General features: G+C 38.6%; 24 protein-coding genes and 3 tRNA genes. 23 read left to right on the top strand and 4 right to left on the bottom strand.

The features are described 5' to 3' along the window. Positions 1–144 precede the first annotated feature (144 nt). From spoVT to NST76_RS00445, 8 genes are all read left to right on the top strand, one after another. Complete coding sequence (gene spoVT, locus NST76_RS00410; protein ID WP_036122344.1) at positions 145–681, top strand: stage V sporulation protein T; 537 nt, start codon at positions 145–147, stop codon at positions 679–681. A gap of 159 nt (positions 682–840) precedes the next feature. Next, a complete protein-coding gene (locus NST76_RS00415; RefSeq protein ID WP_342544491.1) occupies positions 841–2,463 on the top strand; it encodes an oligosaccharide flippase family protein in 1,623 nt (540 codons plus the stop codon). A gap of 9 nt (positions 2,464–2,472) precedes the next feature. Further along, positions 2,473–3,933, top strand: a complete 1,461-nt coding sequence (gene mazG, locus NST76_RS00420) for a nucleoside triphosphate pyrophosphohydrolase (RefSeq protein ID WP_342535242.1) — start codon at positions 2,473–2,475, stop codon at positions 3,931–3,933. Positions 3,934–3,937: 4 nt separating this feature from the next. Then, a complete protein-coding gene (locus NST76_RS00425) occupies positions 3,938–4,228 on the top strand; it encodes an RNA-binding S4 domain-containing protein (RefSeq protein WP_036122359.1) in 291 nt (96 codons plus the stop codon). 146 nt (positions 4,229–4,374) lie between these two features. Beyond that, positions 4,375–4,674, top strand: a complete 300-nt coding sequence (yabP, locus tag NST76_RS00430) for a sporulation protein YabP (protein ID WP_004229167.1) — start codon at positions 4,375–4,377, stop codon at positions 4,672–4,674. Beyond that, positions 4,671–5,162, top strand: a complete 492-nt coding sequence (yabQ, locus tag NST76_RS00435) for a spore cortex biosynthesis protein YabQ (protein ID WP_036122364.1) — start codon at positions 4,671–4,673, stop codon at positions 5,160–5,162. The genes yabP and yabQ overlap by 4 nt, the downstream gene beginning before the upstream one ends. A gap of 17 nt (positions 5,163–5,179) precedes the next feature. Beyond that, positions 5,180–5,584 carry a septum formation initiator family protein gene (locus NST76_RS00440; RefSeq protein WP_036122366.1) on the top strand — a complete coding sequence of 135 codons (405 nt, stop codon included), beginning with the start codon at positions 5,180–5,182 and terminating at the stop codon, positions 5,582–5,584. Between the two features lie 134 nt (positions 5,585–5,718). Next, a complete protein-coding gene (locus NST76_RS00445; RefSeq protein WP_004229154.1) occupies positions 5,719–6,147 on the top strand; it encodes a S1 domain-containing RNA-binding protein in 429 nt (142 codons plus the stop codon). 88 nt (positions 6,148–6,235) lie between these two features. Here NST76_RS00445 and NST76_RS00450 read toward each other — a convergent pair whose 3' ends face one another. The 4 genes from NST76_RS00450 to NST76_RS00465 form a co-directional block, all read right to left on the bottom strand. After that, positions 6,236–6,487: a hypothetical protein gene (locus NST76_RS00450; protein ID WP_036122369.1), complete on the bottom strand. Its 252-nt coding sequence runs from the start codon at positions 6,485–6,487 to the stop codon at positions 6,236–6,238. Between the two features lie 163 nt (positions 6,488–6,650). Continuing rightward, positions 6,651–6,722 (bottom strand) — tRNA-Glu (locus NST76_RS00455). Positions 6,723–6,727: 5 nt separating this feature from the next. Then, positions 6,728–6,804 (bottom strand) — tRNA-Met (locus NST76_RS00460). Between the two features lie 10 nt (positions 6,805–6,814). Continuing rightward, a tRNA-Gly gene (locus tag NST76_RS00465) sits at positions 6,815–6,889 on the bottom strand. A 412-nt stretch (positions 6,890–7,301) separates the two neighbouring features. On the opposite strand from NST76_RS00465, the gene NST76_RS00470 reads away from it, so the two are divergent. The 15 genes from NST76_RS00470 to folK all read left to right on the top strand — a co-directional run bounded on the left by NST76_RS00470 (position 7,302) and on the right by folK (position 23,814). Next, positions 7,302–9,695 (top strand): SpoIIE family protein phosphatase, encoded by a 2,394-nt coding sequence (locus NST76_RS00470; RefSeq protein ID WP_271912023.1) that lies wholly within the window; start codon positions 7,302–7,304, stop codon positions 9,693–9,695. A 29-nt stretch (positions 9,696–9,724) separates the two neighbouring features. Continuing rightward, positions 9,725–11,131: a tRNA lysidine(34) synthetase TilS gene (tilS, locus tag NST76_RS00475; protein WP_036120667.1), complete on the top strand. Its 1,407-nt coding sequence runs from the start codon at positions 9,725–9,727 to the stop codon at positions 11,129–11,131. A 67-nt stretch (positions 11,132–11,198) separates the two neighbouring features. Further along, positions 11,199–11,741, top strand: coding sequence for a hypoxanthine phosphoribosyltransferase (gene hpt / locus NST76_RS00480; protein ID WP_036120670.1), 543 nt, complete (start codon positions 11,199–11,201; stop codon positions 11,739–11,741). Positions 11,742–12,019: 278 nt separating this feature from the next. Beyond that, the gene (gene ftsH / locus NST76_RS00485) at positions 12,020–14,047 is read left to right on the top strand and encodes an ATP-dependent zinc metalloprotease FtsH (protein WP_036120673.1); all 2,028 of its coding nucleotides are present in this window, start codon (positions 12,020–12,022) and stop codon (positions 14,045–14,047) included. 195 nt (positions 14,048–14,242) lie between these two features. Then, positions 14,243–15,043, top strand: coding sequence for an aldo/keto reductase (locus NST76_RS00490; protein ID WP_271913508.1), 801 nt, complete (start codon positions 14,243–14,245; stop codon positions 15,041–15,043). Positions 15,044–15,288: 245 nt separating this feature from the next. After that, the gene (locus tag NST76_RS00495) at positions 15,289–16,056 is read left to right on the top strand and encodes a type III pantothenate kinase (RefSeq protein ID WP_058844489.1); all 768 of its coding nucleotides are present in this window, start codon (positions 15,289–15,291) and stop codon (positions 16,054–16,056) included. A 21-nt stretch (positions 16,057–16,077) separates the two neighbouring features. Further along, positions 16,078–16,959, top strand: a complete 882-nt coding sequence (gene hslO, locus NST76_RS00500) for an Hsp33 family molecular chaperone HslO (RefSeq protein ID WP_342544494.1) — start codon at positions 16,078–16,080, stop codon at positions 16,957–16,959. Further along, positions 16,943–17,914: a peptidyl-prolyl cis-trans isomerase gene (locus tag NST76_RS00505; RefSeq protein WP_036120685.1), complete on the top strand. Its 972-nt coding sequence runs from the start codon at positions 16,943–16,945 to the stop codon at positions 17,912–17,914. Before hslO ends, NST76_RS00505 begins: the two co-directional genes overlap by 17 nt. A 249-nt stretch (positions 17,915–18,163) precedes the next feature. Next, positions 18,164–19,093, top strand: coding sequence for a cysteine synthase A (gene cysK, locus NST76_RS00510; RefSeq protein WP_036120688.1), 930 nt, complete (start codon positions 18,164–18,166; stop codon positions 19,091–19,093). A gap of 127 nt (positions 19,094–19,220) precedes the next feature. Beyond that, positions 19,221–20,651: an anthranilate synthase component I family protein gene (locus NST76_RS00515; RefSeq protein ID WP_271912030.1), complete on the top strand. Its 1,431-nt coding sequence runs from the start codon at positions 19,221–19,223 to the stop codon at positions 20,649–20,651. Continuing rightward, positions 20,648–21,229 (top strand): aminodeoxychorismate/anthranilate synthase component II, encoded by a 582-nt coding sequence (gene pabA, locus NST76_RS00520; RefSeq protein WP_036120693.1) that lies wholly within the window; start codon positions 20,648–20,650, stop codon positions 21,227–21,229. The genes NST76_RS00515 and pabA overlap by 4 nt, the downstream gene beginning before the upstream one ends. Further along, positions 21,230–22,069, top strand: coding sequence for an aminodeoxychorismate lyase (pabC, locus tag NST76_RS00525; protein ID WP_058844492.1), 840 nt, complete (start codon positions 21,230–21,232; stop codon positions 22,067–22,069). It begins immediately after the preceding gene. 13 nt (positions 22,070–22,082) lie between these two features. Continuing rightward, on the top strand, positions 22,083–22,937 hold the full coding sequence (folP, locus tag NST76_RS00530; protein WP_036120700.1) for a dihydropteroate synthase: 855 nt from the start codon (positions 22,083–22,085) through the stop codon (positions 22,935–22,937). Then, positions 22,937–23,302 (top strand): dihydroneopterin aldolase, encoded by a 366-nt coding sequence (folB, locus tag NST76_RS00535; protein ID WP_036120703.1) that lies wholly within the window; start codon positions 22,937–22,939, stop codon positions 23,300–23,302. The genes folP and folB overlap by 1 nt, the downstream gene beginning before the upstream one ends. Continuing rightward, positions 23,302–23,814 carry a 2-amino-4-hydroxy-6-hydroxymethyldihydropteridine diphosphokinase gene (folK, locus tag NST76_RS00540; protein ID WP_058844493.1) on the top strand — a complete coding sequence of 171 codons (513 nt, stop codon included), beginning with the start codon at positions 23,302–23,304 and terminating at the stop codon, positions 23,812–23,814. The genes folB and folK overlap by 1 nt, the downstream gene beginning before the upstream one ends. Positions 23,815–23,818: the final 4 nt, after the last annotated feature.

The following is a 23,818-nucleotide window of genomic DNA, read 5'->3' on the forward strand; positions in this document are numbered from 1 at the left end:
GTTGATTGATGTAAGTAATACAGTTTTTTGAAAAAATTTGATGGTTGTGAAATCCTTTTTCTTCAGTTTTTGCATAGATTGTTTAAAAAAAAACCATACTATAGTTGAATAAAAATTTCATTGTAGCGAAAGCGAGGCATTAGAATGAAGGCAACAGGAATTGTTCGTCGTATTGATGATTTAGGGCGTGTGGTTATTCCGAAAGAAATTCGTAGGACGCTACGTATTCGTGAAGGCGACCCGCTTGAAATTTATACGGACCGTGAAGGTGAAGTCATATTAAAAAAATATTCGCCCATCAATGATTTGGGTGAATTTGCAAGAGAATATGTTGAAACACTTTATGAAACATTAGGAACACCAGCATTTGTCACTGACCGCGATGAGGTAATCGCAGTTGCAGGGATTGGTAAAAAGGAATATATTAACCGTCGCATTACATCCTTTGCGGAGAGCTTCATGGAAGAGCGCTCAACAAAAATAGAAAAAATGGAGACAACGATTGAAATTGTCCCTGGGCAATATGAGCAAGTGAAATCGTATTGTGCGACACCTATTATGGTGAACGGTGATCCGATAGGTTGCATTATTGCCTTATCTAAAGTGCATTTTGTCGGTGAAGTAGAGGTAAAAGTAGTGGAAACAGCTGCAAACTTCTTAGCTAAACAAATGAATAGTTGATGCATGGAAAAGTTATTGCGATGACCTTTAAGGCTGAACAATAACTTTTTTTGCGTACATAAAGATTGGTCAATATAGGAACAGTATAGCTCCTTAGCGCGTCAAACTTTTGAGATATGCTATACTATTGGCATTGTTAAGAAGGAAAGAGGGCAATTTATGTCGCAACGTTTTGGCATGAAAAGCTACATGAAGGGTGCCGCCTTATTGACAATAGCGGCTCTTATTGTAAAGGTTCTTAGTGCAATTTATCGTGTACCTTTTCAAAATCTAGTTGGAGATGAAGGCTTTTATATCTATCAACAGGTATATCCAGTTATATCGATTTTCGTTGTTTGGACATCTAGTGGCTTTGCTATAGCCATTTCTAAAATGCTTGCAGATAATGATTGCATTGTTGATACAATAGAACGTAATGAAAGACGAAGCACTATTATGCGTGTGGTTTTCCGGTATTTGACGGTGTTATCGCTACTGTTTTTTGCTGTTTTATTTGGAGGAGCTGAAAAAATTGCCCAATTGATGGGAGATGCTCAATTAGCACCATTGATTCGCTCAGGCTCATTTGTAGTATTGGTTATGCCAGCATTGGCTATTTTAAAAGGTGGCTTCCAATCTAGAGGCATTATGGAGCCGATTGCTTATGCCCAAGTCCTCGAACAAGCGGTAAGAGTTACTGTTATTTTAGCAGGAACATTTATCATTATGACGACTACTAAATCCCTTTATGGTGCAGGTGAAATGGCTGTTATTGGTACTGTAATTGGTGAAATTACGGCCTTGTTATTACTTGCCTATATCTCATATAAACGTTTTGGGCTAAAGCTAACTAAACTACAACTACATCCTATTTCAAGTTTGCACATTGTTAAAGAGGTGACATGGCTAAGCTTAAGTGTCAGTATGAGCGGTCTTCTACTACTTGGATATCAGCTTGTCGATTCGTTTACGATATATTCAGCATTAATTGATAATGGCATGAATCCTACAATGGCGAAGGAAACAAAAGGTATTTATGATCGTGGACAACCTTTAGTTCAACTAGGTGTTGTCATTGCATCCTCATTGTCGCTTGCTATTGTTCCGCTTGTTGCTCATTTATCTAAAAAACAAGAGGGGCGCAGTGCAGTTCCATTTATACAATTAACGTACAAAGCGTCCATACTATTCGGCTGGTCTGCAGCCTTGGGTTTAATGCTAGTTATGCCGTATTTAAATGAAATGCTTTTCAAAACGAATACTTTATCCGAAGTATTAATCATCTATGTATTCCAAATTGTACCATTATCGATTATTCTTACATTTACAGCGATCTTACAAGGCTATGGAAAATTAAAAAAGCCAGCTCTATTTTTAATGCTAGGTTTTCTGCTAAAAATGATACTGAATGTACGATTAATCGGTTGGTTAGGTGTATTAGGAGCGGCTATCGTAAATGATATAGGATTATTATTAACAGCGATTTTACTAATTATTTATTTAAAAACATTGACTGGCATTCAGCTAGCATCTGTCGATTTTTATAAAAAAGTTGGGACAGCATCTTTCAGTATGGCAGTCGTTGTACTTGTCTGGTTACAGTTTGTATCGGCAATCTTAAGCCATTCACTGTCTTCACGTATGGTAGCTATGGTGACGGGTTTAACAGCTGTATCCATAGGGGCATTTGTTATGCTGACTGTCATTGCGAAGAAACGAGTATTAATGGAGAAAGAGTGGTATTTATTGCCGTTTGGACGTAGAATGGCTGTTTACCAACTTTGGCTCAATTCAAAGAAGTAGGTGTGAATATTGAAAACTTTAACAATTATTGGCTTAGGTGCAGGGGATTTTAATCAGCTGCAAATGGGTGTTTATAGAAAATTAAAGGCTGCTAAAAAATTATATGTACGTACGATAGATCACCCAGTATTAGAGGAATTAGCAGCAGAGGGTGTGAAATTCGAAAGCTTTGATAAAGTATATGAAAAACATGATGCATTCCAGCCTGTCTATGCGGAAATAGCAAATGCACTTATTGAAGCTGCTGCTGTTGAGGATATTATGTATGCTGTGCCAGGCCATCCATTAGTTGCAGAACAGACAGTGCAACTGCTTATTGCAGCAGCGGATGAAGGCAAAATTAAGTTAGTTATTGAGGGTGGTCAGAGTTTCTTAGATCCTATTTTTGGTGCATTAAAAATTGATCCAATAGAAGGTTTTCAATTGCTTGATGGTACCAGTTTTTCAATGCATGACATCAACATGCGTCAACATATTTTGATCGCGCAAGTATACGATACATTTAGTGCCTCGGAAGTAAAGCTAACGTTGATGGAGAAATATGATGACGAGTACCCTGTGACGGTTGTGACGGCTGCAGGGTCTGCACAAGAACAGATTGTTACGGTACCTCTCTATGAACTCGATCAAAGTGTAGAAGTTAATAATTTAACAACAGTCTATGTACCACCTGTCAAATCGCAAGAAGAGGCATTAAAAGATTGGACAACATTCCGTCAGATTATTGCAACGCTAAGAGGTCCGAATGGCTGTCCTTGGGATCAAAAACAAACACATGAGTCGTTAAAAAAATACTTACTTGAAGAAGCACATGAATATTTGGCTGCTATAGATGCTGAGGACGATTTTGCAATGATCGAGGAACTTGGTGATGTGCTATTACAAGTATTTTTACATGCACAAATTGGAGAAGATGAAGGTTACTTTACGCTTGAAGATGTGTTAGCTTCCATTAGTGAAAAAATGATTCGCCGCCACCCACATGTTTTTGGTGATGTTGCAGTGGAAGATGCGGACGATGTTGTGGCCAATTGGGAGGCTATTAAGGCTGAAGAAAAGGGTACTAGCGATAAACCACTATTAGACGAGGAGTATAGAGCCTCTTCTGCATTACAAACAGCATATAATTACCAAAAAAGAGCTGCAAAAGTGGGCTTTGACTGGCCAGATGTGGATGGGGCATGGGATAAATTTGTTGAGGAGTGGCAGGAATTTCGCCAGGAAGTAACGAAAGGCTCTAATGCATCCCGTTTGGATGAATTTGGTGACGTGTTGTTTACACTAGTAAATTTAGCGCGTTTCTACAAACTGTCACCAGAAGAGGCTATGCTACATGCAAATGAAAAATTTGCACGACGTTTCGGTTATGTAGAGGAACAGGTAAAGATCAGTGGAAAGTCTTTTTCCGATTTTACATTAGAGCAATTAGATGCATTTTGGAATGAAGCAAAGCGACTAGAAAAGGAGTAAAAAGATGAGACTAGATAAATTTTTAAAAGTATCCCGTTTAATAAAACGCCGCACTTTAGCGAAAGAGGTGGCAGATCAAGGTCGTATCACAATCAATGATAAGGTAGCGAAAGCTAGTAGTACAGTAAAAGCAGGAGATGAGCTAGCTATTCGTTTTGGTCAAAAAATAGTGACTGCACGTGTAGAAGAATTACGTGATACGGTGAAAAAAGAAGATGCCGCAAAAATGTTTACCATTTTGAAGGAAGAAAGACTAGAAAAGGTTGAACCTGAATTTATTGATGATGAGGATTAAAGTTAAATTTATTTTTTAAACCTCCTAATGTTGTCCCACCTTTCTTTTGTGGATGAAAGTATTACACAACTTAAATAAAGTTGTCATGCTTTGAAGGTTGTCCGCATAAAGTGAACAGAAGCTAGGACGACTAAAGGAGGAAAAAAATGACGCTACATCAAGAAAGTAATCGTTACACAATTCCATCTGGAGAGCATATTTTAACGATTCGTAATCGTAAAAGAATGGACATGACTTCTGTAAAATCAATTGAACGCTTTGATCAGGAAGAGTTTTTCATTAAGACGTCCCAAGGGCACTTGTTAATTCGCGGAGAAGAACTGCATATCGTTCATTTAGATGTTGATAAAGGATTATTGACGCTTGAAGGAACTGTAAAAACCTTACAGTACGACGAGGAGGAAAGTGGCTTCTCGAAAGGTTTCCTTCATAAGTTATTTGGATGATTGTTAGTGAACAATTATATCAATTAATTGTCATGGTTTTGAGCGGTATAGCAGTTGGTTTCATTATTGATAGTGTAAGGCTCGTAGTTTTTTCAACTCCAAAAAGGTCAAGCCTTCGAAAGTGGATGATGATTGTTGAATTAATAACATGGATTCTACTTGGGGGAGCGACATACTATTTATTATTTTGGCTAAAAGACGGCGCTTGGCGGGCTTATGACCCGCTAGCGCAAATAGCCGGAATTTTTTTGTATCAATCGTTATTTCAAAATTTTTTACGTTTCATTGCTAGAATTGTGGTGAATATAACTTGGAGACCCTTCTGGTTCATTGTACGCTTCATAGTCGCTGTTATTCGACAAATTTTGCAGCTATTCATAAATATAGTAATGTTTGTTATAAGACCTTTTGTCAAAATTTATTCCTATTTGTCCTACACTTTTTTTAAAAAATTACGATATTTGAAGTATAATAGAAAGCAACAATAATTTTCGGAGGTGCGGGCATGACTAGACGTCATTCATCAGATGATGAACAACAAAATTTCACGAAGCTTGATAATGACTATGTCCGTAACACGGATAGAGCTATAAATCGCAAACAGCAGGCTCGTAAACGTAAATTGCGTCGTATTGTCTTTTTTGCGATTGTACCAGTCATTATTATCGCTCTTCTCTTAAATGTGCTATCACATCAAAATGAAACTTTAGCAGCAAAAGAGAAATTAAAGAAAGAAGCGAATCAGCATCTCACTGAATTGAAAGAAGAACAAGATACATTAAATCTTAAAATCAAACAATTACAGGATGATGAATATATCGCAAAGCTATTAAGAAAAGAGTATTACTTATCTGATGAAGGTGAGATTATTTTTATCATTCCAGATAAGGAAGATAAAAAAGACGACTGAAAAGCTGTGTATTGTTGACACTCTTTTATTGTTATATATAATGAAAAGAGAAGCTTAATGCAATAAAAGGTTTGATTAAATTGATTACATGGCTCAAATGAGTCGCTTAATTTTTAAGGAGGAGCATTTTTTTTATGTCAATTGAAGTAGGCAGCAAGGTACAAGGTAAAGTAACAGGAATCACAAATTTTGGAGCATTCGTTGAGCTGCCAGATGGCAAAACAGGCTTAGTTCACATTAGTGAAGTTGCTGACAATTATGTAAAAGATATCAATGAGCATCTAAAAGTTGGAGATGAAGTTGAAGTAAAAGTGATGAATGTTGAAGCGGACGGGAAGATCGGTCTTTCAATCCGTAAAGCAAAGCCTCAAGCTGAGAGACCAGAACGTCCAGCACGTCCACGTCGTGATAATCGTTCTAATGATCGTAACGAACGCCACCAGCCAAAAGAAAATTTTGAGCAAAAAATGGCACGCTTCTTAAAAGATAGTGATGAACGTCTAGCAACACTTAAACGTGCTACAGAATCAAAACGCGGAGGTCGCGGAGCTAGAAGAGGGTAGTTTGCTGACTGTTTTAATCGTAGAAAAAGTGTATGAAATAGAGTTGGGATTAGCTTTTTAATAAAGCTAATCCCTTTTTTTCATTTACCTACAAAGTAGAAGAAGGTCTCTTTTTCTTTTTTGTGGGGTTTATTGTTTTTTCATCGGCAGAAGCTATGGATGTTTTCTCCACTGGATGAGTAACCATTTTGACAAGTAAGAAAACACCATATACACTCACGGCAAGTCCACAAAGTAATAGGATTATTTGAACAAAAAAAGGTAAATTAATAAGAATTGAAATAAGAATAATCATCGAGCCACTTCCGCAAATTAACGCGGCTTTTGTTAATGCACTCAAGGGAATTTAACCTCCTAAAAAACACTCTTTTCTTTAGTATGCCATATTTTTATACGCAGTCACATAGCTATAAATGAACAGACGGATAGATGGGAATAGTGACAAAATAGATTACAATAAAAATAGGCGCCTCAGAATTTAGTTCTGAGGCGCCTATTTGAAATGACCCGTACGGGATTCGAACCCGTGTTACCGCCGTGAAAGGGCGGTGTCTTAACCACTTGACCAACGGGCCTACTATGGTGGCGGCCGAGGGGATTGAACCCCCGACCTTACGGGTATGAACCGTACGCTCTAGCCAGCTGAGCTAGGCCGCCAATTACTATATGGAGCGGAAGACGAGGTTCGAACTCGCGACCCCCACCTTGGCAAGGTGGTGTTCTACCACTGAACTACTTCCGCACAGTCGTTTAAGCAACAAGTTAAATAATACAAGCCAAACGTGCTAGTGTCAAGTAGGTTTTTTAAAAAAATATATTTCGTAAAAACTAGCATAGAAGAGTATTTTAGCGGATTTTTTGTTCTTACGTAGAAATGTATCGTGGTAACAGTTGAATAAAGTGATTGATAGCTCATAGAATGCCCTCGCACTAAGCTTTAAGATGAATAGCAAGTCATTACAATTTTGTTTTTATAAGTGGATTTTTCAACGTTTTTCATGAATGTTAGGCTGTTGCGAAAGAAATTGTTGCCAATTCTCGTATTTATGAATAGCTATTAGTCGAAATATTTATATTTTTTTCTGTCAACGTCAGACAATCTTTCCGCACATAATTTTTTATAATAACCAAAAGTGCGGAAAGGGGATAATTAAATGACAAGTATTGAATGGTATAATACAACGAATGTAGATGACCAAAAGATCGGTATGAAAAAGAAGCAGATCCTAATAGGTTCTCTCTTTTTTTTAACCGCCTTTTTCTTAGCTCAATCTGTTGTATTTGAAGCAGCTGTACCGTTCTCAGTTCCTTTTTGGGCCATTATTCGAACAAAGTATAGGGAGTATGCCAAATTCGTTTTATTCGGTAGTTTAGCAGGTTGTTTTTTCCTTGGTTTTGGACAAGTCTTCATTCTAGCGTTACAAATTGTTATGTATGAATGTATCATGCGTTTCCGTTACTGGCAGTTGCCCCAAAGTATTGCGGTGTCTTTAGCTGTATTACTGGTACAAATAATGTGGCAAGGGGTGATGTATCAAGGCTTACCACCAGTGCTTGTACAATTTTATGTAGGCTGTGAGGCAGCTCTAGCTCTTATTATGACGCTGTTTATGCAAGTGCTATTTGTTAACTCGTATGAATGGTTTACGAGTCATTGGACATATGAGAAGCTAGGCTCTGGATTAGTCGTGTTTGCTGCCATGCTTACTGGGATGCAAGCAGTTGTGATTAGCTATTTCTCACTCCCCATTTTTTTATTGCAGCTTTTTATCTGTTTTGGTGCATTGGTTGGCAGTGTCCCATTAGCAACAGTAATCGGAGCAGTGCTGGGAACTCTTATCGGTATTGCTAAGCTTTCATTTACCGGGATGCTTTCAGTTGCGACCTTAACGGGGCTGTGTGCAGGAATGGGAGCTAAAGGTGGTAGATTTGGTGTTGCGATCGGTAGTATTTTGCCAAGTGTCTTTTTTTTATTTTATGACGCCACACTGCCTTTAGATAGCGTGTATTTTACCTCCATTGCCATCGGGAGCATTCTTTTTCTAACGATCCCAAAGAAATATTCAGATAGGGTGAGGGACAAGCTTTTCCCACAACGTGAGGAGATTTTACTGGCACGACAGAATTGGTTAACCGAACATGTAACGTATAAATTAGAGCATTTTCAGCATTTTGTACAATTCATGAAGGAGCTTGTATTTGATCGCTTTATGACGGCTCCAGTTGAAGCTGCGAAGGAAGTATCTCCAATGAACACTTGTTTAAGCTGTTTCCGCTATGAACATTGCTGGGGTGCTAAAAATAACGGTATGGACAAGCTTGTGACAGACTGGTTTCATATGAAAGGAGTAGGCAAGGAATCAGCTATTCATCGTGTAGAAGAACAAATACGGTATAAATGCGTAAAATCGACGAAGATTTTCGAGGAATTAGATACAGAGCTTTATAGGGAACGCATTAATGGGCAGTACTTTCATGGTAAAAAAATGATTGCCCTGCAACTTCGTGATATGAGTAACCATTTAAACCAGTTAATCGCTGAGATGAAGGAGGATACAATTTCGTTTGTTAGTGTAGAAAAGGAAATTGCTGAACGCTTAAAGGATGCCAATATTGAATGTTTTCAACTAGATGTGCTTAGCAATAAGCCAGGTGCAAGAAAGATTGTTTGTGCTTTAGCACCAGCACGTGTCAACTGGGAGGAAGATACAACATTAGCTGAACGCATGATTCTGCCAATTCTTTATGAGATTTTCGATGAACCTTTTGAAATAGAAAAAGTAATAGCCTGTGAAATACCGTTTCGTCATGTTCAAATATGCTTTAGATCAGCTATTAGCTTTGAAGTAGAGTATGATATATATAGCATGTCGAAAGATGCAACACTATATTCTGGAGACTCTCATGCCCTCTTCCAATTGCATCCAGGACTATTTGCCATTTTGCTGTCTGATGGTATGGGGCAAAATAAAGAAGCACAACATGAAAGTAGAAAATTGATCCACTTGATGCGAGAGTGTCTTAATTACAATATGAATCCGGAAACGGCGATGCATACATTGCATTATGTTATGTCATTAAAGCAACAGGATGATATGTATGCAACACTTGATTTTGCACTTGTTGATTTACAGCATGGTGATTTGTGGTCGTGGAAGGCTGGAGGTATGTCGACCTATATTTTACGTGGAAAAGAGGTGCTGAAAGTTGAAAGTAATGCAGCACCTGTAGGATTTTTATCTATTTCAACAGTAGAAGCTGAAAAAAGAAAACTGAAGGCAGGAGACGTTATTTTAATGCACTCAGATGGCCTGTTTTCAAGTGTAGATGATTGGGATGAGCAAGAGGAAACATTTTTAGCTTTTGCACAGCAGGTTGCCAGTACAAATAAAACCATTCAAGAAAAGCTAACAACGATCATGCAATCATTCCAAGGGTATTTCGAAATAGAAGATGACTGTACAGTATTAATGTTAGAGGTGACGCATGTTGTACCGACATGGGCTGTCTTTAGACCAGCTCAGTATTCTATGAGTAATTCATCTTAAAATAACAACGAAAAGGGGAGGAGAAGCGTTTGTCATTTGAATTAAAGGTCAAAACATTTATTGAAGAAGAGCAATTATTACAGCAAGGCGATCATCTTCTCATCGCCGTTTCGGGTGGGGTAGACTCTATGGCGTTACTCCATTACTTTATCCAAACACAGGCGCAGTGGAACATTCAGGTGGAAGCAGTACATGTCGATCATATGTTGAGAGGGCAAAACTCTGCTGCAGATAGAGCATTTGTCCAAAAGTATTGTGACGACAATGGTGTTTACTTACATGCTACAGATATTCCAATACCTGCAATTATGGCACAGGAAAATGGTAATACACAGTTAATTTGTCGTAGGGAGAGGTATCGATATTTCAAAGAAATCTTGAGAAAAACAAATGCCAATAAGCTTGTAACTGCACATCATGCGGATGACCAACTGGAGTCAGTATTAATGGCCCTTACAAAAAATGCAACAATGAACAGTATGCAAGGCATACGTCCTCAACGATGTTTTGAAGGCAAATCATTAATTCGTCCGTTTTTAACGGTTACAAAGTCTGAAATAAGGGAATATTTACTTAGAAAAGGTTTGGATTATCGAGAAGATGCTAGCAATTCCAAAGACACCTATGTACGCAATCGCTTTAGACATCATGTGGTGCCTTTACTGGAGGCAGAAAATCCGAGAGTGACTGAGCAGGTGGCCCATTTCACAAAGCAATTGCAAGAAGACGATACCTTTTTAATGACATTAGCCCAAGATGTATTTTCTCAAACCATCATAAGAAGTAACGAAAATACATATAGCATGGAAATTGAGGCTTTTCAATTGGTACCACTTGCTTTACAAAGGAGGCTCATTTTAATACTATTAAACTATCTTTACAAAGATTCAAATACGATACAAAGTTATGCTTTATTGACTTCAATTTTAAAGCTTTGTGATACAACAGCAGGGTATGCTGAAATTCACTTGCCTGAAGATTTTCTAGCAGTTCGCCTTTACGGGAAATTAACGATTCAGAAGAATAAGCCATTAGAAGGCCAAACATCTCCTGAGAAACAAATGATTACGGCTGCTGATGGATGGACAACACTGACAAATGGTGAACGCTTATGCGTAGTCAATTTGCATGATTTATCGTCTGAATTGCTGACGGATACTGCACAGCTTTTTTATTTTAACGCTAGCAAACTCCAACTACCGCTCTATATTCGAGCACGCAAGGACGGAGACAGAATGCTGTTAAAAGGAATGGATCAGCCAAAACGCTTATCTCGCCTTTTTATAGATGAAAAGATTCCTTTAAATGAGCGAAATAGCTGGCCGTTACTGATTTCTCAATCTGATGAGGTGGTAGCGGTAATTGGTGTGCGTATGGGAATATTTTTTTCAACCACTCCGCAACCAAACGATGATACAGTGCTCATCGTAGACTAAGGTCTTTGTAAAATATTTCACCGTAATTGGTTGAAAATTTTTTGATACATCACGAGGAGGAATCGATATGTTACAAAACGACATCGAAAAAATTATGATTACAGAAGAACAACTGCAAGAAAGAATTGCACATTTAGGTGCACAATTAACAGAGGAATACAAAGATGCATTCCCATTAGCTGTTGGTGTGCTTAAAGGAGCAATGCCATTTATGACAGACCTAATGAAACGCTTCGATTCTTTCATCGAATTGGATTTTATGGATGTTTCTAGTTATGGTAATGCTACTGTGTCATCGGGTGAAGTGAAAATTTTAAAAGATTTAAACACAAGCGTTGAGGGACGTGACGTATTAATTATCGAGGATATTATCGATAGTGGTTTAACGTTAAGCTATTTAGTAGATTTATTTAAATACCGCAAAGCAAAGTCCATCAAAATTGTTACATTATTAGATAAACCATCAGGCCGTAAAGTGGACTTATCTGCTGACTATGTTGGTTTTGAAGTGCCGGATGGCTTTGTTGTAGGGTATGGCTTAGATTACGCAGAAAAATATCGTAATTTACCTTATATTGGTATACTGAAGCCTGAAGTTTATTCTTTCTAAGTTACAAAAACCAGCTATAAATGCAAAGGCCTCCAGCGCAAGTCATGTATTTTTCGTTATGTTTAACATAATTCAAAATCTTGACACAATGTTCAGCTATATCGAGTCCAAGGAACAGGTACAATTACGCTGGGACATATAAAGATGGCCTAAAACTGTTTTGATAACGGCAAAAGTGAACGAAACATTTTTTAAGTAGGGCTTTTCGTTGTATGATGAAATCATGATATGTTAAGATTTTACTTATAATTTTTCTGTTTGTAATGAGGAGGCTGGAGATGAATCGAATATTTCGATATACCATATTTTATTTACTGATTTTCCTAGTGATTATCGGTATTTTTGGTACTTTCAATAGTGGAAATTCACCAACGAAAGAGTTATCTTATCATGAGTTTCAACAAGCTCTAGATAAGAAAGAAATAACAAGTGCTACAATTCAACCTGATAAATCAGTTTACATCGTTGAAGGTACACTGAAAGGTTATGAGAAGGGTCAAAGCTTTACAGTGAATATCCCTCGTGAAAACCAATCTTTAATGGACCGTATCGATGAGGCTGCTAAGGATAAAGATAGTAATATTAGTTTTTTAGCAGCACCAGAAACAAGTGGATGGATTCAATTCTTTACAGGAATTATTCCTTTCATCATCATCATTTTCTTATTCTTCTTCCTAATGAGCCAATCTCAGGGTGGCGGTAATAAAGTGATGAGCTTTGGTAAAAGTAAAGCTAAACTTTATGATGACCAAAAGAAAAAAGTTCGTTTTACAGATGTAGCAGGTGCTGATGAAGAGAAAGCAGAGCTTGTAGAGGTTGTAGATTTTTTAAAAGACCATCGCAAGTTCACTGAAATCGGTGCACGCATTCCAAAAGGTATCTTACTTGTCGGTCCTCCAGGTACAGGTAAAACATTACTTGCACGTGCAGTGGCAGGCGAAGCAGGCGTTCCTTTCTTCTCAATTTCAGGTTCTGACTTCGTAGAAATGTTTGTCGGCGTCGGTGCATCACGTGTTCGAGATTTATTTGAAAACGCGAAGAAAAACGCACCATGTATCATCTTTATCGATGAGATTGATGCGGTTGGTCGTCAACGTGGCGCTGGTCTTGGCGGTGGTCATGACGAACGTGAACAAACACTGAACCAATTATTGGTTGAAATGGATGGTTTCGGAGCAAATGAAGGTATTATTATCATTGCTGCAACAAACCGCCCAGATATTTTAGATAAAGCGTTATTACGTCCAGGTCGATTTGACCGCCAAATTACTGTAGGTCATCCTGATGTAAAAGGGCGCGAAGCAATTCTTAAAGTACATGCACGTAATAAACCTTTAGCAGATACAGTTGATTTAGCTGCAGTTGCTCAACGTACTCCAGGTTTCTCCGGTGCAGATTTAGAAAACTTACTAAACGAAGCAGCACTTGTAGCAGCTCGTAAAAGTAAACGTACGATTAGTATGGCGGATATCGATGAAGCCTCTGACCGAGTAATTGCGGGTCCAGCTAAAGCAAGTCGAGTATACTCAGCCAAAGAGAAAAAACTGGTATCCTTCCATGAGGCTGGTCACGTAGTAGTAGGTCTTGAGCTTGATGAAGCGGATACAGTGCACAAAGTAACAATTGTTCCTCGTGGTCAAGCGGGTGGATATGCGATTATGTTACCGAAGGAAGAACGTTTCTTTACAACAAAGCAAGAGCTCTTAGATCGTATTGCAGGCCTTCTTGGTGGTCGTGTAGCTGAAGAAATTGTTCTTGGTGAAGTTTCTACTGGGGCACATAACGATTTCCAAAAAGTTACAAGCATTGCTCGTGCTATGGTTACCGAATACGGAATGAGTGAAAACCTTGGTGCTATGCAATTTGGTTCAAGTCAGGGTGGCAATGTATTCCTTGGTCGCGACTTTAATTCAGATCAAAATTATTCTGACTCAGTAGCCTATGAAATTGATAAAGAAATGCAAAAAATTATTGATACACAATATGAGCGTACAAAACGCATCCTAACGGAGAAACGTGATTTGCTTGATTTAATTGCCAATACTTTAATGGAGAAAGAAACATTAAATGCACAGGAAATCGAACATTTACGTGATCATGGTATTTTACCAGAGCCAGAGGTCGTAGAAAGTATTGAGGAGAGCACTCCGAAAATTGAAGCGAAGCCAACATTAGATACTATTGGTGAACCAACTGTTGAAAAAGAGCTACTTAGCAAAGAGCCTAACCCAACAACTTTAAATCTGGCAAAAGAAAGTAAAGAACCAAATGATGCTCCTAAAGGTATCGATGAGAAACGTGATTAAAGTAGAAAAGACTGTTTACTAAAATTAGGTAAACAGTCTTTTTCTTTGCCTTTTCTTGCTAATAAGCATTAGGATATATTTATGTAAGACAGTTACATATAACTCTGCTCTTAGGGTGGAGAGAAGATGTAATGTTAGTGAAAACAGATTGGAGTGTTTAACGTGGGAAATGTAACATTGAATAATGGACTTAAGATGCCTTTGGTTGGTTATGGTGTTTTTCGAGTACCTGAAGGAGATGACCTAGCAGAAGCCGTAAAAACAGCTATTGCTAAAGGTTATCGTAGCATTGATACAGCACAAGTATATCGCAATGAAGAAAGTGTTGGTCGTGGAATACAAGCCGCAATTGAAGAAGGTTTAGTAACTCGTGAAGAACTATTTATCACATCCAAAGTTTGGAACGATGGTCTTTCCTATGAAAAAACACTTGCCGCATATGATAGCAGTTTAGAGAAAATGGGATTAGACTATTTAGATTTGTATTTAGTGCACTGGCCAGGAATTGATCAAAATTATATTGAGGTTTACAAAGCACTAGAAAAAATTTATCAAGATGGTCGAGTACGCTCAATTGGTGTTAGTAATTTCCATGTGCATCATTTAGAAAGCCTTTTGAAGGAAACGACTGTTATTCCTGTTATTAATCAAATTGAATTTCACCCACATTTAACACAAGAGGAAGTACGTGCCTATTGTGAGGATAAGGGTATACAGGTGGAGGCGTGGTCTCCATTGATGAATGGCTCTCTACTTGAAGAAGCGTTGATTCAAGAATTAGCCTCTAAATACAGCAAGACACCTGCACAGATTGTGTTACGCTATGATGTACAGCATCATGTTGTCACAATTCCAAAGACGATGACACCGGCACGTATGTCTGAAAACCTTGATGTTTTTGACTTTGCGTTATCTGAGCAAGAAATGACACAGTTGGATGCATTGAATGATGGTCTACGTTGTGGTCCAGATCCAGAAAAATTTAATTTTAAATGATTTTCAAAGGGGCTGCCTAGTTTAGGGAGCTCCTTTTTAAAGAAGCTTTCATCGTTATAGATGAACATCCACTGAAAAAATAAAGTAAGCATTCCGCTCACGCCTTTAGAGGAAGGAGATGAATGCTGAATCAAGGTAAAAAGTATGGTATCATTTTCTAAAGTATTTTATCTTCATTTCAATTAGATTGTAGCTGTCATGTTAGGTTTATGAAAGGTGCAATGATGATAGGGGAGGTGTCAGCCTTGATTTTAGTTTTAGATGCAGGGAATTCTAATATTGTATTAGGTGTCTATGATGACAACGAACAATTAGCTTTCCATTGGCGTATGGTGACGGACCTTCATAAAACAGAGGATGAATATGCTATGCAAGTTCTTTCATTTTTTAATCATGCAGGCATTTCATTTGAACAAATTACAGGTATTATTATATCCTCAGTTGTGCCACCAATTATGTTTTCATTAGACGCGATGTGTCAGAAATATTTTCGAAGAAAGCCTTTGGTAGTTGGCCCGGGTGTGAAAACGGGTTTAAATATTAAATACGAAAATCCGCGTGAGGTTGGGTCAGATCGCATTGTGAATGCCATAGCAGCTCTAGATTTATATAAAGCCCCTTGTATCATAGTTGATTTTGGTACAGCGACAACCTATTGTTATTTGAATGAGAAGGGCGATTACATGGGTGGTGCTATCGCGCCGGGTATAACGATTTCTACAGAGGCTCTTTATACACAGGCTGCAAGATTGCCGCGTATTGAAATAGTACGGCCTTCACATATTGTCGGGAAAACGACCGTTTCTGCCATGCAGGCAGGTATTTTTTATGGCTTTGTAGGACAAGTAGAGGGCATTGTTAACCGGATGAAAGCACAAAGTAAAGAGGAGCCATTAGTTATTGCTACAGGTGGGCTAGCAAATTTAATCGCAGGGGAGACACAAATCATTGATGTTGTGGATCCGTTTTTAACTTTGAAGGGTTTATATAAGCTATATAAACGTAACCAATAGGAAATGAGGGACATTCCATTTATGAATGATTATTTAGTAAGAGGGTTAGGATTTAATGGGCAAGTTCGTGTGTTTGCAGCTCGTACAACTGCTACAGTAGGTGAAGCGCAACGTCGTCATGATACTTGGCCAGTTGTGTCAGCAGCTTTAGGTCGTTCAATGACAGCAGCTGTCATGATGGGAGCTATGTTAAAAGGTGAAGAGAAAATCACGATTAAAATTGAGGGTGACGGTCCAATTGGCCCTATGGTAATTGATAGTAATGCACATGGGGAAGTACGCGGATTTGTTACAAACCCCCATGTTCACTTTGATTTAAATGAGCAAGGGAAGTTAGATGTTCGAGCAGGCGTTGGTACAGAAGGATTTCTTACAATTGTTAAAGATCTTGGATTGAGAGATATGTTCTCTGGACAAACACCAATTGTTTCGGGTGAAATCGCTGAAGACTTTACTTATTATTTCGCAACATCTGAGCAAGTACCATCATCAGTTGGATTAGGTGTATTAGTCAATCCAGACAACACTATTCTTGCAGCAGGCGGATTTATTCTTCAATTAATGCCGGGCTGTGAGGAAGAAACAATCAATGAAATTGAACAACATCTTGCTACAATAGAGCCTGTTTCAAAAATGATTGAAAAAGGCTTTACACCAGAGCAAATTTTAGAAGCTGTTTTAGGAAATGGACATCTACAAATTTTAGATTCCATGCCAGTTGAATTTAAATGTCAATGTACAAAAGAGCGGTTTGGTGCAGCAATTTTAGGTTTAGGAGCAGCGGAAATTAGAGAAATGATTGAAGAGGATGGCGGAGCGGAAGCAGAGTGTCACTTCTGCCTAGAGACATACAGTTTTTCTAAGGATGATCTAGAAGGGTTTATTGATGAGCTCAACGCGTAATCGACGACCTTCAACCACTGTAACACCAAACCAAACGCCTTTACTGCAACGTCGTTTAAAGACAAAGCCTGCTTTAGCTGTCATAGCGATTCTGTTATTAGGAAATATTTTATGGTTCATCAGCTGGTTAATCCCAAACAAAGGTCAGGAAATTGGTAGCGACGAACAAGTCGCTGCCATTGATGGGGATGTGATCACGCGCCAAGAGTGGATGATTGCCATGGAAGAACGATATGGTAAAGAAACACTACAAAATTTAGTAAATGAATCGGTAATGGAAAAGGCAGCAAAAACATATAAAATTAAAGTTACCGATAAAGAAATAGATCTTGAACTTGCGTTAATGCGTTCTGCTCAAGATAAGTTTGATACAGCCATGCAAAATCTATCAGTAGAGCAACTACGCCAAAAAATTCGTTCACAGCTTATATTGGATAAAGTACTCACGAAGGACGTAGTGATAGAGGAAGAAAGTGTTGAAAAGTATTATGAGGAAAATCAGGGGTTATATAATACAAAAACAAGCTATCGTACGAATTTTATTGAAGTCGATTCAAAAAAAGCTGCTGATGAGGCACTAGGTGAATTGAAAAATGGTTCTGATTTTACAGTGCTGGCACGAGAAATATCTGTTGATAGTGCTTCAGCCAGTCTAGGAGGAGATATTGGTTTCCTCACAGAGAATCAGGAGAATGTGGACCCTACCATTATTAATACTGTGAAATCTCTTAAGGCAAATGAGGTAAGTAAAGCCTTTAAGTTAGATAATGGTCATTATGGAATTGTTCAAGTGCAAGAGGTATTAGAAGGACAATCCTTTACATATGACGATGTGAAAGAACATATTGAGCGTGAATTGGCTTTAGAGCAATTGACGCAATCTGTTACACCGGAAGCATTTTGGTCTGAATTTAATGCTACTTGGTATTATGGAGAGTCTAAAAAAGAAAAATAATACATGAAAAGAGTCTGCAGGTTTTGCGGGGTAAAATGAGTCTGATCAAACTTGCAGGCATTCGTAGTGACATACCCAATGGATGCAGATTCTTTTTTTGTAGACAGATGATAAGGCTTTTCCGTTTTAAGTAATGATAAATATTCTGAAAATATAAGTTTTATTTATTGACAATCGAATGGAAAAATTGATAAAATACAAAATAAGTAAAACCTATAAAAATAGTAGGGATTGGGAGTGGATTAGTAAATGAGTAGATTAGCGAATTCAGTGGCTGAATTAGTTGGTAAAACACCAATTGTAAAATTAAATCATGCAACAAATGAAAATGAAGGCACTGTGTATGTAAAATTAGAATATTTTAATCCAGGAAGCTCAGTAAAAGACCGTCTAGCTCTAGCAATGATTGAAGCTGCAGAAAAAGACGGGACATTAAAGCCGGGTGGTACAATCATTGAGCCGACTTCTGGTAATACAGGTATCGGTCTTGCGATGATTGCTGCTGCTAAAGGATACAAAGCGATTTTAGTTATGCCAGAAACAATGAGTTTAGAGCGTCGTAACTTATTACGAGCTTATGGTGCAGAGCTTGTGTTAACACCTGGTCCAGCAGGCATGAAGGGTGCAATTGCTAAAGCAGAAGAACTATCTGCTGAGCATGGCTACTTCCTCCCACAACAATTTACAAATCCAGCGAACGCTGTTATTCACCGTCTGACAACAGGTCCTGAAATTGTAGAAGCATTTGATGGCCTAACACTTGATGCATTTGTAGCTGGCGTTGGTACAGGTGGTACCATTACAGGTGCAGGTGCTGTATTAAAAGAAAAGTATCCAAACATTGAAATCATTGCTGTTGAACCAAAAGATTCACCGGTTCTTTCTGGTGGTCAACCAGGGCCACATAAAATTCAAGGTATTGGAGCTGGATTTGTACCAGAAGTACTAGATACAGATGTTTATTCTGCTGTATTCCCTGTTGAAAATGAGGTTGCTTTTGAAGTAGCACGTAAAGTAGCACGTGAAGAAGGTATCCTATGTGGTATTTCATCTGGTGCTGCCATCTATGCTGCGATTGAAGCGGCAAAACGTTTAGGTAAAGGTTCGAATGTTCTTGCCATTGTACCTTCTAACGGAGAGCGTTACCTTTCAACACCTTTATACCAATTTGAAGACTAAATAAAGATTTTTATGTAAGGGCTCCTTTTTAAAAGGAGTCCTTTTTAGTGCATAAAAACGGACACTATTAAAATTATAAAAATATTCGCTTCTATGTAATATTCAAGTTAAGATGGAATCACACCACATGTTTAAAGGGGAAAATAACTTGAAAACAATACTTACAAAAACATTAACAATGGATGCAGATTCATTTTTTTATAGCTATAAGAAGCAAACAGAGACACAGCAAGCGCATGTGTTTTTAGAGAGTGGACGCGGAGGGCATTTTACGATAGCTGCTTGGAATCCGTTAGCTACTGCACAATCAGTAGAGGAGGGGCTTTTAGTAAACTGGAGAAATGATAGACAAGAAATTTTACAAGGTGAATCTCTAGCTTTACTGGAAGAGCTTGTAGCGGAATATCGAATTTCTTATAATGTGGACCTTCCTGTTTTTCAAGGAGGGGCTATTGGATTTGTTGCATATGATTATGCACGTAAAATTGAAGTACTTCCTAATATGGCAAAGGATGACTTGCAAATACCAGATATCTATTTTTATATTTTTGATAGTTGGGCAGTACATGATGTGAAAACGAATACAGTTACTCTTATGAAGCTAGAAGATAGTGACGTTAACTTGGAAGAATGGGCTAACAACTGGCAGGTTGCAGCACAGTCTGGTTTAGAGGCGCGTAAATTTGAAAAAACAAATGCTGTAGAAGTTGCTAATGATGAGCATGAATTGCTTGTCTCATTTGCAGGAACTGATTTTGAAGCAGCTGTAAAGAAAATTCAAACCTATATAGCACAGGGTGATGTGTTTCAGGTAAACTTATCTGTTCGTCAGTCCAAGAACTTAAATGCGACTGCGATGGATGTCTACGAGGCTTTACGAGCGTTTAATCCGTCGCCATACATGGCTTATATTGAGGCACCTGATTTTGCTGTAGTTTCTGGGTCACCCGAGTTATTAGTAAAACGTCATGGCAATGAATTATCGACAAGACCCATTGCAGGTACTCGACCAAGAGGGAAATCCGAAGCGGAAGATTTAGCATTGGCACAAGAGTTGATTGATAATGAGAAAGAACGTGCTGAGCATGTGATGTTAGTGGATTTAGAGCGCAATGATTTAGGACGAGTATCAGCCTATGGAACAGTGGAAGTGGACGAATTTATGGTCATTGAGCGCTATTCACATGTCATGCACATTGTTTCAAATGTACGAGGAGAAATAGCGGAAGATAAAACGAATGCAGATGTTATCCGTGCAATGTTCCCAGGTGGGACGATTACAGGTGCGCCAAAGATCCGCACCATGGAAATTATTGAAGAACTGGAGCCTGTACGACGAGGTTTATACACTGGTTCTATCGGTTGGCTCGGCTATACAGGTGATATGGAGTTTAATATTGTGATCCGTACAGCATTTATAAAAGATGGGGTTGCACATATTCAAGCTGGAGCAGGTATTGTCATTGACTCTGTGCCAGAAAGGGAGTATCAGGAATCCTTAAATAAGGCGAAGGCAATGTGGCAGGCAAAGGCAATGGCAGAGGAGCGAGCAAAATGATTTTAATGATTGATAATTATGATTCATTTATCTACAACATCGTACAATATTTAGGTGAATTTGGTCATGAGATAGTAGTGAAACGAAATGATGATATAACAGTAAAGGAGATTGAGCAACTTGCACCTGATATGATTGTTATTTCTCCAGGACCATGTAGTCCAAATGAGGCAGGTGAAAGCCTGAACATTATTAAATATTTCGCGGGAAATATTCCGATTTTAGGGGTCTGCCTGGGTCATCAGGCACTTGCACAGGTGTTTGGTGGCAATGTCATACGAGCTGAGCATCTTATGCATGGTAAGACATCACCTGTGCTACATGCTGAAGTGGGTTTGCATAAAGGTATGCCAAATCCCTTCCAGGCCACACGTTACCACTCTCTTATTGTAGAAAAAGAGACGTTACCAGCATGTCTAGAAGTAACCGCTTGGACAGAAGAGGGAGAAATTATGGGGCTTCGTCACACGGAATATTCGATAGAGGGTGTACAATATCATCCAGAATCTATTATGACAGAGCAAGGCAAAAAACTATTGCGTCAATTTATAGAGAAGTATGTAGAAGGAGTGGAATAGATGCAGTGCTGGATGAATGGAAACTATATGGCCGCACAGGATTTGCGGATTTCTCCATTTGATCATGGCTTTTTATATGGATTGGGCTTTTTTGAAACATTCCGCACATATAGAGGTCAGGTATTTCGCTGGGAAGAGCATATGGATAGATTACAGCTTGCTTTATCTCAGTATCACATTCATTTAACCTATCCTGAAAAATTTTTACTTGAAGTTGTGCAACAGTTAAACAAGCTGGCTGGCGGTCAGGATGGCTACTTCCGTTTAAATGTATCAGCTGGAGAACATCATATTGGATTACAGCCAACAGAATATAAACAACCCAATGTCATTATCTTTCGAAAAGAACTTCAGAATACAAAACGTGGGACGGAGAAAATTGCGCAATGGCTTTCAACGCCACGCAATACACCTGAACAAGGATTGCGAGTTAAATCACATCATTATGGTAACAACGTGCTTGGCCGCTTTGAAATGCTATCACTGGCACAACAAGAAGGGTTCTTTTTAACAGAACAGGGCTATGTGGCTGAAGGTGTGACATCAAACGTTTTTTGGGTAAATAATGATATACTATATACGCCTTCCTTAGAGACAGGTATTTTACCGGGTATTATTCGAGCGTGGGTTATAGAGAAGGCCTCTGCACTCGATTTAGAAGTTAAAGAAGGTTTTTATACAAAAGAAGACTTACTACAAAGTACGGAATGCTTCATTACCAATTCAGTACAAGAGCTTGTGCCGATTAGTAGCTTAGAGAATGTGCAATTTTTAGGTAATAATGGGCCGATTTATTCGTGTTTACATGAGGCATTTGTTCAAGAAGTGGAGCAAGGATAGAGGGAGCGTTTACATGCTAGAAAAATATAAGAAACCATTAACGCTTAATGGTATTACATTAGACTATACAAAAGAAACATTTGTTATGGGGATTCTCAATGTTACACCAGATTCCTTCTCAGATGGTGGAAAATACAACAATGTAGAAGCTGCTGTTGCTCAAGCGAAAAAAATGGTGGCTGAAGGGGCTAAAATAATTGATGTAGGTGGGGAATCTACACGCCCTGGGTATGAACGAATTTCAGATGAAGATGAAATTGCCCGCATTGTGCCCGTTATTCAAGCATTAGCGAAAGAAGTAAGGGCCGTTATTTCCGTTGATACGTATAAAGCAAATGTAGCCCGTGCTGCTATTGAAGCAGGGGCACATATGATTAATGATATTTGGGGTGCGAAGGCTGAGCCAGAAATTGCTCAGGTTGCTGCGGATTTACATGTGCCTATTATTTTAATGCATAATCGCGAAAATATGGATTATGGTGTTGATTTTTGGGCGACAGCAAAAATGGACTTAGAGAAAAGTATTGCCATCGCTCAGCAAGCGGGGGTTCCTGAACATCATATCATCTTAGATCCAGGTATCGGCTTTGCTAAAAATACTGGCCAAAATATAGTTATGATGCAACACTTAAAGGATTTAGTAGCTATGGGTTACCCTGTATTATTAGCAACGTCACGTAAATCAATGATTGGCAATGTCTTAAAACTACCTGTTGAAGAGCGTCTTGAAGGGACAAGTGCGACAGTGGTTTATGGAATTGAAAAGGGCTGTCATATGATACGTGTTCATGATGTAAAGGAAATGACGCGTGCTACGTATATGGCTGATGTCTTAGTGGGAAAACGTTTGTTTAAGGAGGAAGCGTGATGGATTACATTCATTTAAAGGACATGCAGTTTTATGGCTACCATGGTGTATTAGCAGCAGAAACAACTCTAGGTCAACGCTTTCGAGCAAATGTTTCCCTTGCTGTAGATATGACCAAGGCTGGAGAAACAGATGATCTCTCTTATACAGTGAACTATGCAGAGGTCTATGCATTATGCCGTGATATTGTGGAGGGGGAACCGTTTAAGCTAATTGAGGCTCTGGTCGTGAGAGTAGCGGATGCAATATTAACAACCTACCCTGATAAAGTAAAAGGAGTTCGTGTAGAACTAATTAAACCAGACCCACCAATTCATGGCTATTACAAAGAGGTGTCTGTTGAGGTAACGAGAGGTGATTTCTGATGAAGGATGTCTATTTATCTATCGGAACGAATATGGGAGAGAGATATGAAAATCTTCAGCATGCAGTTGCCCTTTTAAAGGAAACGGAAGGTATTAAACTTGTTCGTGTATCGTCCGTTTATGAAACTGCTGCAGTGGGTTATACAGATCAGGCAGATTTTTTAAATATTGCTGTTCATCTAAAAACAGATGTTTCTTCTGCTGATATGTTGAAGATCTGCCAATCCATAGAACAGGAATTAGGGCGTGTTCGAGAATTTCGCTGGGGCCCACGAATCATTGACCTTGACATTTTACTTTACAATCAAGAGAATATTGAAACGGAGAGTTTAACAGTTCCCCATCCAAGAATGTACGAAAGAGCATTCGTCTTAGTACCATTAGTAGAGATTGCAGCATCACCCTTTGATGTACAGCTACAACAAGCGCACGATCTGTTGCAGCAAATGGATTGCGAAAATGAAGGTATCACCCTATGGAGTCCGTTTGAAGAGTTTTCAACGGTGCATTAAGTAA

This window comes from Lysinibacillus sp. FSL W7-1291 (assembly GCF_038593415.1).
Taxonomy (GTDB): domain Bacteria; phylum Bacillota; class Bacilli; order Bacillales_A; family Planococcaceae; genus Lysinibacillus; species Lysinibacillus fusiformis_D.

What these genes read in the sequence shown, in the direction of transcription:
- NST76_RS00445 (WP_004229154.1), top strand. Translation starts at nt 5,719, where the DNA reads ATGTCAATTGAAGTAGGCAGCAAGGTACAAGGTAAAGTAACAGGAATC.
- pabC (WP_058844492.1), top strand. Translation starts at nt 21,230, where the DNA reads ATGCAGTGCTGGATGAATGGAAACTATATGGCCGCACAGGATTTGCGG.
- folP (WP_036120700.1), top strand. Translation starts at nt 22,083, where the DNA reads ATGCTAGAAAAATATAAGAAACCATTAACGCTTAATGGTATTACATTA.
- hpt (WP_036120670.1), top strand. Translation starts at nt 11,199, where the DNA reads ATGTTACAAAACGACATCGAAAAAATTATGATTACAGAAGAACAACTG.
- spoVT (WP_036122344.1), top strand. Translation starts at nt 145, where the DNA reads ATGAAGGCAACAGGAATTGTTCGTCGTATTGATGATTTAGGGCGTGTG.
- ftsH (WP_036120673.1), top strand. Translation starts at nt 12,020, where the DNA reads ATGAATCGAATATTTCGATATACCATATTTTATTTACTGATTTTCCTA.
- NST76_RS00415 (WP_342544491.1), top strand. Translation starts at nt 841, where the DNA reads ATGTCGCAACGTTTTGGCATGAAAAGCTACATGAAGGGTGCCGCCTTA.
- yabP (WP_004229167.1), top strand. Translation starts at nt 4,375, where the DNA reads ATGACGCTACATCAAGAAAGTAATCGTTACACAATTCCATCTGGAGAG.
- NST76_RS00440 (WP_036122366.1), top strand. Translation starts at nt 5,180, where the DNA reads ATGACTAGACGTCATTCATCAGATGATGAACAACAAAATTTCACGAAG.
- NST76_RS00425 (WP_036122359.1), top strand. Translation starts at nt 3,938, where the DNA reads ATGAGACTAGATAAATTTTTAAAAGTATCCCGTTTAATAAAACGCCGC.
- folB (WP_036120703.1), top strand. Translation starts at nt 22,937, where the DNA reads ATGGATTACATTCATTTAAAGGACATGCAGTTTTATGGCTACCATGGT.
- folK (WP_058844493.1), top strand. Translation starts at nt 23,302, where the DNA reads ATGAAGGATGTCTATTTATCTATCGGAACGAATATGGGAGAGAGATAT.
- NST76_RS00490 (WP_271913508.1), top strand. Translation starts at nt 14,243, where the DNA reads ATGCCTTTGGTTGGTTATGGTGTTTTTCGAGTACCTGAAGGAGATGAC.
- hslO (WP_342544494.1), top strand. Translation starts at nt 16,078, where the DNA reads ATGAATGATTATTTAGTAAGAGGGTTAGGATTTAATGGGCAAGTTCGT.
- NST76_RS00505 (WP_036120685.1), top strand. Translation starts at nt 16,943, where the DNA reads ATGAGCTCAACGCGTAATCGACGACCTTCAACCACTGTAACACCAAAC.
- cysK (WP_036120688.1), top strand. Translation starts at nt 18,164, where the DNA reads ATGAGTAGATTAGCGAATTCAGTGGCTGAATTAGTTGGTAAAACACCA.
- pabA (WP_036120693.1), top strand. Translation starts at nt 20,648, where the DNA reads ATGATTTTAATGATTGATAATTATGATTCATTTATCTACAACATCGTA.
- NST76_RS00470 (WP_271912023.1), top strand. Translation starts at nt 7,302, where the DNA reads ATGACAAGTATTGAATGGTATAATACAACGAATGTAGATGACCAAAAG.
- yabQ (WP_036122364.1), top strand. Translation starts at nt 4,671, where the DNA reads ATGATTGTTAGTGAACAATTATATCAATTAATTGTCATGGTTTTGAGC.
- NST76_RS00515 (WP_271912030.1), top strand. Translation starts at nt 19,221, where the DNA reads ATGTTTAAAGGGGAAAATAACTTGAAAACAATACTTACAAAAACATTA.